Raw genomic sequence first — 8,990 nt, 5'->3', positions numbered from 1 at the left:
CCAAATTATCCAAAATATGTTAATGATAATATCCAGAAGGACATGTATAAACATGTAAAAAAACATCAAAATGCACAAGGAATGAGGGCTTTCTGACTTATTTCCCTGAATTTGACAAGATATGAATTTAATGTTATAACTATGTCAACACTTTTAGAAATGCATATGTTAGTTAAATAAAGGAGTTGTTCACTATGATGAAACAAAGAAAAATTATGTTACCGACAATTGCTGAGGCAAAGGCTTTCGTAGCTGTTGCAATGAAGTGTGATTTTGACATTAACGTATTTTATAATCGTGTTATAATTGATGCGAAATCCATTCTTGGCGTTTTAAGTCTGGATTTAAGAAGAGTTTTGACTGTTGAGTATGACGGAGAAAATGAAGATTTAGAAGCTTTCCTGAATGAGAAGGCAGCAAGTAAATATAATGCAGCATAAAGCATCGTTAAAAGTGTAAAAAACAGGGGTGCCGCCCATCAGCTGAGTTGACAGCTGGGAAGCGGCAGCCCTGTTTTTTGTTACATAGGATAGTTCGGAGAACATTACTATCTAACAAAAGATCCTTCCGGGCAGGGTCGCCCTGCATGATCGGGTAGGCGCACTCGCGAGAAAGGATTTATGTCGCTGAGGCGATTGCATGCCCCGCATGCAGAGAGTTCACTGCGGCGGATATGACTCCGCTGCAGTGCTGAGAGGGCGTGGCACCTCGTATTTGCATTACGTCAAAGGAGATGCACCGCAACAATCAGGCCTGCGAAAACGATTGATACCATGGAGGTCAGCTTTATCAGGATATTGATGGAAGGGCCGGAAGTATCCTTGAACGGATCACCGACCGTATCCCCGACAACAGCTGCTTTATGACAATCGGAACCTTTGCCTCCGTGAGCGCCGCTTTCAATGTATTTCTTCGCATTGTCCCAGGCACCGCCTGAATTTGCCATCATGACGGCCAGTACAAAGCCGGTGACTGTGTTGCCTGCCAGAAGTCCTGCTACACCGTTTACGCCGAGAATCAGTCCCGTAATGATGGGTACGATAACGGCAATGAGTGCAGGAGCCAGCATAAGCTTCTGCGCGGAACGCGTACACATATCGACACATGCTGCATAATCGGGTTCGGCAGTCCCTTCCATCAGCCCTTTTGTTTCACGGAACTGGCGGCGTACTTCGACTACAATGGATTGTGCAGCTTTGCCTACGGCTTCCATCGTCAGGGCGGCAAAGAGGAATGGCAGCATACCGCCGATGAAGAGACCGATGAGTACGGTTGGATTGGTGATCGTGAGATTCAGCGCGATATCCGGATCCAGCTGATGAACTTTGTCGATATAAGATGCGATCAATGCCAGAGCAGTCAGGGCGGCAGAGCCGATGGCAAAGCCTTTCCCGGTGGCAGCGGTTGTGTTACCGAGGGAGTCCAGGGCATCCGTCCGTTCCCGCACTTGGGCCGGCATATGGGTCATTTCGGCGATTCCACCCGCATTGTCTGCAATAGGGCCGTAAGCGTCTGTAGCCAGCGTAATTCCCAGAGTGGAAAGCATGCCGACTGCCGATACACCGATTCCATAAAGTCCCATATTAAAGTCGGCCGCTCCGCCGGAGGCATAGTAGCTGGTCAGAACAGATATGCCTACAATAATAACAGGTGCTACTGTCGACATCATTCCAAGAGAAAGCCCGCTGATAATAACAGTGGCAGAACCTGTTTCACTGGAAGCCGACAGACGGCGAGTAGGAGAATAGGAGTCGGAAGTAAAATATTCTGTAATTGCTCCGATGAGAACGCCTGCGACCAGCCCGGAGATAACTGCGGTAAAAACGCCCATATGGCCGGGAAGCAGGATCCGTACGATAAAAAATGCGATGACAGCGATCAGTACAGCGCTGAAATTCGTACCCACTCTCAGTGCATGAAGGAGATTCTTTTGTGTTGCCCCCTCCTTTGTTTTAATGAGAAATGTGCCTGTAATGGAAGCCAGCACGCCGGCAGCCGCCAGCAGCATGGGGATTCCTACGCCCTTTATGCCGAAACCTGCGGCAACGGCCAGCGCGGCTGTTGAGACGATGGAACCGACATAGGATTCATAGAGATCAGCACCCATTCCGGCAACATCCCCCACATTATCACCTACGTTGTCGGCAATGACAGCCGGATTGCGGGGATCATCCTCTGGAATTCCGGCTTCAACTTTGCCTACCAGGTCGGCGCCTACATCGGCAGCCTTTGTAAAAATTCCCCCGCCTACACGGGCGAAAAGGGCCATACTGGAAGCGCCCATTCCGAAGGTGAGCATATTGGCGGTAATGTTCTGAATTAATTCGGCCTCTGAAGCGGCAGGGGCGACGGCAGTATACCAGTAGTTCAGAAAGAAGTACCAGATAGAGAGGTCGAGCAGGCCGAGCCCTACGACGGTAAAGCCCATGACGGAACCGGCGGAAAATGCGATTTTAAGTCCGCGGTTCAGGCTGTTAGCTGCACCGCTGGCAGTACGGCAGTTGGCCATGGTGGCTGTCCGCATCCCGATAAAACCAGACATGCCGGAGAAGAAGCCGCCCGTTATAAATGCAAATGGCGTAAAAAAGCTTAAAAAGCCATAAATGCCATTGCGATCAGGATGGCGAATATAACGACAAAAAAGACAGCTACACCTTTGTACTGCCGTCTTAAATAAGCGGAAGCGCCATTGCTGACGGCATTGGAGATTTTGACCATTTCCTCCGTTCCCGGTGGTTCTCGTTTTACCTGATAAAACTTGGAAGCAGCGAATGCCAGTGCAAGAACAGAACCAAATGCAACGAAATACATGATGCTCATAAAGATGCCTCCTTTTATAATATAAAGATATTAAATTGTAAAAGATATTTGTGAAAAAATGAAAATAGTTTGGACAAAAAATCACTCATCCTTATAATATTATACAATATTTGAATGAAAAAGGAAAGTTATCGAAAAATTATTTTGCTTCTGCCGCATAGTTTTCTAATATTTACCAAACAAGACAATAAAAACCCCCATCCAGACAAAATAACAATAACATGGTATAATGTATGCGAAGCAGACATTATACCTGCGCATTATCGGTTTTGGCGTATACCGCCAAAAGCCGTGCGCTCAAATCCGCCGGAGGCCCCATAGCCGTGTAACGGATATGGTATAATGTATGCGAAGCAGACATTATACCTGCGCATAAAACGGTTTCTGCGCGAGCCGCAGAAAGCCTATGATATCCCAGTATGGAGGAAGCGATGAAAACAGGAGAGGACAGAAAAATTAAAATATCGGTGAGAAATCTGGTCGAATTTGTGCTTCGCTCCGGCGATCTGGACAACAGGAGAACTGCAGGCGCTGAAAAGGAGGCCATGCAGGAAGGCAGCAGGATTCACAGAAAGATTCAGCGCCGTATGGGGGCCGGATATCAGGCGGAAGTCGTCTTAAAACATGTGGTCGAAGAAGAACAGTTCCGAATCGAAATTGAGGGCCGTGCAGACGGGATTATTACGGAATCATCGGGAATCACAATTGACGAAATCAAGGGGATTTACCAGGACCTTGGAAAAAAAGAGGCTGCCGATGAAATCCATCTGGCACAGGCTAGATGCTACGGGTATTTTTATTCCTTAAAGAATAATCTGGACGCCATCGGCGTCCAGATCACATACTGCAACATAGAAACAGAGGAAATCAGGCGGTTTCGGGAAGAACGGTCATTTGAAGAACTGGAAGAATGGTTTTTGGGACTGATTCATGAATATGTGAAGTGGGCCAGATATCTGTACCATCACGGAATACGGAGAGACGAATCCATAAAGAATCTGGAATTTCCCTTTCCCTACCGGGAGGGCCAGAGAGACCTGGCCGTAGCTGTGTACAGGAGTATCAGCCGGGGGAAGAATCTGTTTATACAGGCTCCGACAGGAATCGGGAAAACGCTCTCTGCAGTTTATCCGGCATTAAAGGCCGTAGGAGAAGGATATGGGGACAAAATATTCTATCTGACGGCGAAGACCATAACGAGAAGCGTAGCAGAAGATACTTATCGAATTCTGAGAGACAGAGGCTGTATTTCTCCACAGTAACTATAACGGCAAAGGATAAACTGTGTTTTCTGGAGAAGCCTGACTGCAATCCGGAAAGCTGCCCCTATGCCAAAGGTCATTTTGACCGCGTGAATGACGCGGTCTACGAAATCATCCACAGGGAATCCGGGATTGACCGGGAAACGATCCTGTCATACGCAGAACAGTACAAGATATGTCCCTTTGAATTCTGCCTGGATATCAGCAACTGGATGGATGGAATTATCTGCGATTACAATTACGTATTTGACCCGAATGTCAGGCTGAAACGGTATTTTTCAGATAATGTTTCCGGAGATTATTTGTTCCTGATCGACGAAGCCCACAATCTGGTGAGCAGGGCAAGGGAAATGTACAGTGAAGTGCTGATTAAGGAAGAAGTGCTCCTTGTAAAACGGATACTGAAGGACCGGTCGCCCAGTCTGTGCCGCCTTCTGGACCGGTGCAATAAAATTTTGCTGGAAATGAAGAGAGAATGCGAAGGCGTCCAGATTCTGCCGGAAATCAATCATCTGATCCTGGCAGTCACAGCCATGTTCACAGCGCTGCAGAAATTCATGGATGAGAATCTGGAATTTCAGGACAGGGACCTGGTCCTGGACTTTTACTTCCGAATAAGAAATTTTCTCTACATCTATGAACTGGTGGATGAAAATTATCAGATTTACACGGAAATGGACAGAGAAGGCCAGTTTGCAGTGAGACTGTTCTGTGTGAATCCATCCGGAAATCTTGTAAACTGTTTAAAACAGGGGAATGCGGCTGTGTTTTTTTCCGCAACACTTCTACCTGTCAATTACTATAAAGAGCTTTTGAGCGGAAATAAAGAAGATTACGCTGTTTATGCCAGGTCTCCATTTAAACAGGAAAACCGTCTACTGCTGGTAGCCGGCGATGTGAGCAGCCGATACAGCCGCAGAAGCAGGTCTGAATACGGGAAAATAGTGGATTATGTTGAGACGATTGTCGGTGCGAAAAAGGGCAATTATATGGTCTTTTTCCCGTCTTATCAGTATATGAGAGAGGCGGCGGCCATTCTGGAAGAACGGAATCCTGAATTTCTCTGGACCGTGCAGAAAAGCGGCATGCGGGAAGAGGAAAGAGAAGAATTTTTAAGGCAGTTTGAGGTGGAGGGAGACAAAGCCTTTGCCGCCTTCTGCGTCATGGGCGGACTGTTTTCGGAAGGGATTGATTTGAAGGAAGAACGGCTGATCGGAGCGATTCTGGTGGGAACAGGACTTCCTATGGTATGTACGGAACAGGAAATATTAAAGGAATATTTTGATAAAAATAAGCAGAATGGATTCCATTTTGCCTACCAGTATCCTGGAATGAACAAGGTTATGCAGGCGGCTGGCCGTGTAATCCGTACCATAGATGACAAAGGGATCATAGCGCTTCTCGATGAGCGGTTTCTGGAACGGGATTACCAGGCGATGTTTCCCATAGAGTGGGACGATTATAAGATAGTAAACAGAAGAACAGTGAAAGGGGCGCTGGAGGGCTTCTGGAGTCAATATATGTGATGAAAAATGACAAATTTTATGGACTTTATATCTCAAACTAAGCTCTTTCAGCCCTGCCCCCGGTCTGTAACACGGCAGAACAAAAATAATCCCGGTCTGCGACTTGGCTAGCTGCCTCGAAACAGACCGGGATTATTTTTTGCGAGTTCACATCATTTCCATAAACTGTTTTGCTGCCTGTGAAATCGGCAGATTTTCATTATATGCCACGACGATCTGCCTTGGCGGAAGCTTTTCTTCCAGGTTCAGAATAAACAGGTCCTTGTCGTTGTCCGGTATACAGAAATCAGGGACAAAAGCGATTCCCAGGCCGATGCGGGCCAGATCGATCAGCAGGTCGTTGCTGCTCAACTCAATTTCGGGAACGAGATCCAGCTGGTACTTTTGGAACATGCTGTGAAGGAATTCGCTGGTGGTGCTCTTTCTGTCCAGCATGAGAATCGGATAGGACTGAAGACCTCTCAGGCTCATTACCTGATCCTTCAGCGGAAAATAATGCTGGTTTGCCACGAACACATCGGAAAATTCCTGCAGGCTGCGTATATTCTGGGTATTGGACAGACCGGAATTGGGGAAATTGGTAATAATAAAGTCTACCTGACCGTTTTCCAGAAGGTGGGCACATTCAATAGAGGTCTGATTGTTGACCTTTATATGTACATTCGGGTAATCTTTGTGAAACTGATTCAGGAAAGGAATCAGATAATAGCGGCAGATCGTATCGCTGGCGCCGATACGCAGCTGGCCTCCGTTCAGTGTATTCGCTTCCAGCAGCTGATTTTCACCCCTTTTGATCAGGTTCATAGCCGGTTCGATATGCTTTAAAAGGATTTCTCCTTCCGGTGTCAGCTGAACCTTCTTCGTACTGCGGATAAAAAGTGTCTGATTCAGTTTCTTTTCCAAAACTTTGATGGATTGGCTGACAGCAGACTGGGATATGAACAGCTGTTTGGACGCTTCAGAGAAACTGAGGGTAACTGCTACGTGATAAAAAACCTTGTATAATTCATAGTTGATGTCCATTATTAGGCCCCCTTATAACTCTTATCATATTATCATAGAAGGACGGACAATGTAAAGGCATATTTTCGACAGGAATCCACCTGGGGCATCTACTTGACGGAAATGTTGGCGAAAGATATACTTGTTATTGAATAAGCAATTTGCCCGCGAAGTGATGGGGCAGGACAGGAGCGAAAAAAAATGCATGATGATTTTTATCAGATGTATCTGGAAGAGCTGGAGCAGATCAGAAACCTGGAAAGAGAAGAAGAGGAGAAGCTCCTTTTCCGGCTTTCGCAGGGAGATATGTCTGTCAGGGACAGGCTGATTGAAGGCAATCTGAAGACCGTTCTGGAATATGCAAAAGAATACGAAAACCAGGGGGTAGTCATGAATGACCTGGTTCAGGAAGCCAACATGGCTCTGACTTTTGCGGTGGGTGGATTTGACGGCGGTGATTTCCAGACTTATCTTGAAGATGAAGTGAGAAAAGCGCTGGAGTCTGTCGTTGCCGAACAGAAGCAGGAGGCTGAGATTGAAGAAGAGATGCTCGCAAGGGTGAACGTGCTTCAGCAGGTTTCTTCCATGATGGCAAAGGAACTGGGGAGAGAAGCGACGGTCGACGAGCTGGCTGAAAAGATGAAGATGACGCCGGATGAGATCAAAGGCATTATGAAAATTGCCCTGGATGCAGTCAATGTGAGCCAGGCAGAGCATTTGAAAATGGACGATGAGGAATAAGGCAGGAAGACAGAGATGAAGATTTATTTAATACGTCATGGACAGACGGACTGGAACCTGGAAGGGAAAATTCAGGGGCGCCACGACATTTCACTGAATGAAACAGGCAGAAGGCAGGCAGAGCTTCTGGCAGAAGGAATGAAAAAACGGCCGGTTGTGCAGATATTTTCCAGCAGGCAGAAAAGAGCATATGAAACGGCAAAAGCCATCGGCAAAAGCCAGAATGTGGGCGTAACCGTGATCGACGGCCTGGAGGAAGTGGAGTTCGGGGAGTGGGAAGGCATGACCTGGGATGAAATCAGCAGGAAATATCCAAAGGAATTTGAAATCTGGTGCAGTGAACCGGCGAAAATTACGCCTCCGGGAGGAGAGTCCAGGCCGCAGATTTATGATCGGGTGAAAAGAGCTTTAAAAGAGGTCGTCAGCCTCGCCCAGGGCGATGTTGCAGTCATATCCCACGGGGCGTCCCTGGCTTATATTGTATCGAGCATGCTGGAGAAAGAGCTGGGTGACCACGATGAGATCATAGTGAAGAATGTGAGCATCAGCACGGTGGCTTATGATGAAAAAACAGGGAAATATACCATGCTGGACGCGAATGACGTAAGCCACTTGCAGGGATTTTCCGAGGGAGAAGGAAAAGTCAGGTTCTGACATGTTAAGGAGGCGGAAAGAAAAGAGGTTGAAAGCAAAATGAGCAGAAAAGAGATGTGGAACAGAAGCTGCGGGAACAGGAGAAGCAGGATTCAACAATTCAGAACCGGACTGGCGGCGGCCATAACGGCAGTCGGACTGGCGGTCGGTCTTACTGCGGCAGCTCCGGCCGTGACTGCGTGGGCAGAAGAGGCAGAGCTTTCCGAAACGCCTGTTAGAATTGAGTCTCTGGGAATGGAGATCCACGTTCCAAAGGGATGGATTACCATATCATCGGAAATGGCTGAGGACGATTCTGCTTTTGCGGAAAATGAGATGGACGGGGAGAAGATATTAAAGAAATACAGGGAACACGGAATTCTCCTCGACAGTATTAATAAAGATGAAAAAGTGGAGTTCAATATTACCCTATCCGGACAGGATCAGGAGATTGTACACCTCACCCAGTTTTCCGAAGCGGATATCAAGACTTTCGCCGACGATCTGGTAACCCCGAAGGAAGGCGGCAGTAATGGTATAAATATTCACGATTACGTGATCTACGATCATCCACAGGCCAAGTTTATCGCTGGAGAGGCTGACCTGAACGGAGCTGCAAACGGGGAGCAGTATTACACGATTGTGAACGGCAGCCGCCTCTGCTTCCAGATGTTTTCATTTGGCGGAGAGCTGTCAAAAGAGAATAAGGCGCTGCTTCGTTCCATGGTGGACAGCATTCACTTTGACAGCCTTCAGGAAGCCGGCCCTCTGATGATCAATCAGAGCCGCAGCTCGTGGCTGGACCAGTTCGCGCCTAAGTATATGGCGCGCAATCTGATCATTTTCTTTGCCCTGGGAATCGCCTGGTATTACATTATGAAAATCTTGAAAAAGAAAAAGAGGTAATGATAACAGCTTATAAAAAATATAAGATATATTAATTTTACTAATTTATATTCCTTGTGATATGATAAAGGCAGATGATTATGTAACTCAGTGTCAACTT

7 protein-coding genes and 1 pseudogene are annotated in these 8,990 nt (G+C 46.9%); 6 read left to right on the top strand and 2 right to left on the bottom strand.

The genetic code is table 11. The features are described 5' to 3' along the window. Nucleotides 1-197: 197 nt before the first annotated feature. A complete protein-coding gene (locus DXA13_RS16075; RefSeq protein ID WP_118245956.1) occupies nt 198-440 on the top strand; it encodes an HPr family phosphocarrier protein in 243 nt (80 codons plus the stop codon). A 284-nt stretch (nt 441-724) separates the two neighbouring features. Here DXA13_RS16075 and DXA13_RS16070 read toward each other — a convergent pair. Further along, nucleotides 725-2,820, bottom strand: a pseudogene (locus tag DXA13_RS16070) (sodium-translocating pyrophosphatase). A gap of 431 nt (nt 2,821-3,251) precedes the next feature. Between DXA13_RS16070 and DXA13_RS23235 the strand changes: the two are divergent. Both DXA13_RS23235 and DXA13_RS16065 read left to right on the top strand, forming a co-directional pair. Then, a complete protein-coding gene (locus DXA13_RS23235; RefSeq protein WP_347559887.1) occupies nt 3,252-4,082 on the top strand; it encodes a DEAD/DEAH box helicase in 831 nt (276 codons plus the stop codon). Next, nucleotides 3,977-5,608 carry an ATP-dependent DNA helicase gene (locus DXA13_RS16065; RefSeq protein ID WP_347559888.1) on the top strand — a complete coding sequence of 544 codons (1,632 nt, stop codon included), beginning with the start codon at nt 3,977-3,979 and terminating at the stop codon, nt 5,606-5,608. The genes DXA13_RS23235 and DXA13_RS16065 overlap by 106 nt, the downstream gene beginning before the upstream one ends. Nucleotides 5,609-5,755: 147 nt before the next feature. Here the strand turns inward: DXA13_RS16065 and DXA13_RS16060 are convergent, their stop codons facing one another. Further along, on the bottom strand, nt 5,756-6,631 hold the full coding sequence (locus DXA13_RS16060; protein ID WP_118245947.1) for a LysR family transcriptional regulator: 876 nt from the start codon (nt 6,629-6,631) through the stop codon (nt 5,756-5,758). A 180-nt stretch (nt 6,632-6,811) separates the two neighbouring features. Between DXA13_RS16060 and DXA13_RS16055 the strand changes: the two genes are divergently transcribed. From DXA13_RS16055 to DXA13_RS16045, 3 genes are read left to right on the top strand one after another with little or no spacing between them, the layout of a single operon-like run. Next, nucleotides 6,812-7,351: a sigma-70 domain-containing protein gene (locus DXA13_RS16055; protein ID WP_118245945.1), complete on the top strand. Its 540-nt coding sequence runs from the start codon at nt 6,812-6,814 to the stop codon at nt 7,349-7,351. A gap of 15 nt (nt 7,352-7,366) precedes the next feature. Next, nucleotides 7,367-8,005: a histidine phosphatase family protein gene (locus DXA13_RS16050; protein WP_118245943.1), complete on the top strand. Its 639-nt coding sequence runs from the start codon at nt 7,367-7,369 to the stop codon at nt 8,003-8,005. Between the two features lie 39 nt (nt 8,006-8,044). Further along, entirely contained in the window at nt 8,045-8,890 is an 846-nt protein-coding gene (locus DXA13_RS16045; RefSeq protein WP_118245941.1) for a hypothetical protein, read from the top strand. Nucleotides 8,891-8,990: the final 100 nt, after the last annotated feature.

Origin of the sequence: Clostridium sp. AM58-1XD, assembly GCF_003464085.1 — a bacterium.
In the GTDB taxonomy this organism is placed as follows: domain Bacteria; phylum Bacillota; class Clostridia; order Lachnospirales; family Lachnospiraceae; genus Lachnoclostridium_A.
This window is presented reverse-complemented; position numbering and strand designations above follow the sequence as displayed.

What these genes read in the sequence shown, in the direction of transcription:
- DXA13_RS23235 (WP_347559887.1), top strand. Translation starts at nt 3,252, where the DNA reads ATGAAAACAGGAGAGGACAGAAAAATTAAAATATCGGTGAGAAATCTG.
- DXA13_RS16060 (WP_118245947.1), bottom strand. Translation starts at nt 6,631, where the DNA reads ATGGACATCAACTATGAATTATACAAGGTTTTTTATCACGTAGCAGTT.
- DXA13_RS16050 (WP_118245943.1), top strand. Translation starts at nt 7,367, where the DNA reads ATGAAGATTTATTTAATACGTCATGGACAGACGGACTGGAACCTGGAA.
- DXA13_RS16075 (WP_118245956.1), top strand. Translation starts at nt 198, where the DNA reads ATGAAACAAAGAAAAATTATGTTACCGACAATTGCTGAGGCAAAGGCT.
- DXA13_RS16045 (WP_118245941.1), top strand. Translation starts at nt 8,045, where the DNA reads ATGAGCAGAAAAGAGATGTGGAACAGAAGCTGCGGGAACAGGAGAAGC.
- DXA13_RS16055 (WP_118245945.1), top strand. Translation starts at nt 6,812, where the DNA reads ATGCATGATGATTTTTATCAGATGTATCTGGAAGAGCTGGAGCAGATC.